The 1603-nt window shown below is 70.7% G+C and carries 3 protein-coding genes and 1 pseudogene; 1 reads left to right on the top strand and 3 read right to left on the bottom strand.

Going from position 1 to position 1603, the window contains the following annotated elements:
- Window positions 1-126 precede the first annotated feature (126 nt).
- Window positions 127-373: pseudogene (locus tag BLW04_RS29065) on the bottom strand (integrase core domain-containing protein); the annotation flags it as partial.
- On the opposite strand from BLW04_RS29065, the gene BLW04_RS25415 reads away from it, so the two are divergent.
- Entirely contained in the window at window positions 306-497 is a 192-nt protein-coding gene (locus tag BLW04_RS25415) for a hypothetical protein (RefSeq protein ID WP_175484314.1), read from the top strand. The pseudogene BLW04_RS29065 and the gene BLW04_RS25415 sit on opposite strands and share 68 nt — an antisense overlap.
- Window positions 498-634: 137 nt before the next feature.
- Here BLW04_RS25415 and BLW04_RS25410 read toward each other — a convergent pair whose 3' ends face one another.
- Window positions 635-955, bottom strand: a complete 321-nt coding sequence (locus BLW04_RS25410; protein WP_091548425.1) for a hypothetical protein — start codon at window positions 953-955, stop codon at window positions 635-637.
- A 248-nt stretch (window positions 956-1203) separates the two neighbouring features.
- A complete protein-coding gene (locus BLW04_RS25405; RefSeq protein WP_091548422.1) occupies window positions 1204-1536 on the bottom strand; it encodes a hypothetical protein in 333 nt (110 codons plus the stop codon).
- Window positions 1537-1603 lie beyond the last annotated feature (67 nt).

Genomic DNA, 1603 nt, shown 5'->3' with positions numbered 1-1603 from the left:
CCGGGGAGTACTTGCTCGGACGGCCCATCAGGACCCCTTCCTCGGGCACATCGCCCAAGTTCAGGGTGTCCACCGAAGCGGGTCAACTCCAACCTTGCCCCTGATCCTGGACACGCGATGGGTGCCCTATGCAGCGATTGGCAGCGTAGCCGGGGTCCGGCTCGCCTCGTAGGCGTTCGGGCTGGTCCGGCCGCAGGCGGAGCGCCGGCGGCCGGTGTTGTAGCGGGTGATCCAGGCGACACGAAGACCTCCCGGCGGGCGTGGGCGGGGGGTTCCAGCCGGACGCGCCGACGAGGACCTCCCGCTTGAGGGTGGCGTTGAACGACTCGGCCAGCGCGTTGTCCGCACTGGAGCCCACCGCTCCCATCGACTCCACTCACCTCGAGCCAGGGGCGCCGGGCTCGCCAGGGGTCCAGCAGTACTTCCCGGCTTACGGGGATGTGTCGGGTCTGGACGGCAACGACCAGGACGGGCTCGCCTGCGAGAGCCTGCCCTGATCACGTGACGGACCAGCTGCCTCCCGGCTTTGGCCTGGACCCTGCTACGGGCCCTCGTACCGCCGTCTGGACCAGCTCGCGGGCGAGTATCTGAAGGTGTGGAACCTGTCTCTGCTGCGGGCCCTGCGCTAGACCAGCTACTGGTCTCTGCCCAGCAACGGTTGGATGTTCCACACCGGCGTCCAGCGGCCCACGGCGTAGCCGGAACCGGGTGCGAACTGGCGGTAGTACTCGACGCAGCCGAGCCAACCACCGCCGCGGTGCTCGTCTCGCTGCCAACCGTGCAGCAGAGCCGGCGCGTGCCACTCACTGGACCACTGCACCCTGACCGGACGGGGTGGCTCAAGGACGCGCTCAGCGTCGTCGAGCGCCTGCTCAAGGTCGTCCCACTGCACGACGACCAGGTGTTCGGGCAGCGGCAGCTGCCGGGGAGGCCGGCCCGGATCCCGAGGGGACACACCCCACTATCGGACCCACCGCCGCCTCACGTGCCGACCATCCCCCGCCCCCTCCCGGCACGAAGAGAACAGCGGGCGATTAGGGCCGTGGAGTGCAGGGTGGAGCGCCCGCAGCGAAGCGAGGACGAACGACCTTGCGTGCAGGGGCCGCGCCCGCAGGCTCGCCTCGTCGGGAGGGAGCGGAGCTCCCCCAGGGCGCCGGCGAAGCCGGCTCCGGTTCGCGCGTAGCGCGTCGGTCTGGCCGAAGGTCAGGCCGGGTCCTGGGTCTGCTCGGCAGCGGCTGCGGACGGGGTGCCGTTGGCGCCTGTTCCGGCGCTCGCGGGGCGGCTGGTGCGGGGTCGGCCAGGCAGGCGCCGGGTGGGCGCATCGAATCCGACGGCTTTCAGGTCGGCTTGGCTCCATCCGGCGCGAGTGGCGGCGGCGTATGCCTGTGCGTCGGCCGTCTCCGCCTGTTCCAGGGCTCGTCGCGCATCGGTCAGGGCGGCGCGGCAGTCGGCCAGCGTGCGGATGGAGTCGAAGCGGGGATCGAGCAGCCGGCGGGCACGTTCGACGGCCTTATCGGCACCGAGGTCAGCAGGCATAGACGCACCCTAGCGGCGGGTTTCAGAGCTGATCACTTCCCCGATCGCCGAAAACCCTTAGACGTGG

Source organism: Modestobacter sp. DSM 44400, assembly GCF_900107175.1.
GTDB lineage: Bacteria > Actinomycetota > Actinomycetes > Mycobacteriales > Geodermatophilaceae > Modestobacter.
Note: the sequence above shows the minus strand (reverse complement) of the source record. Positions and strands in the feature narration are given on the sequence as shown.

Excerpts from the sequence above, each read along its gene's own strand:
- BLW04_RS25405 (WP_091548422.1), bottom strand. The coding sequence starts at position 1,536 with ATGCCTGCTGACCTCGGTGCCGATAAGGCCGTCGAACGTGCCCGCCGG.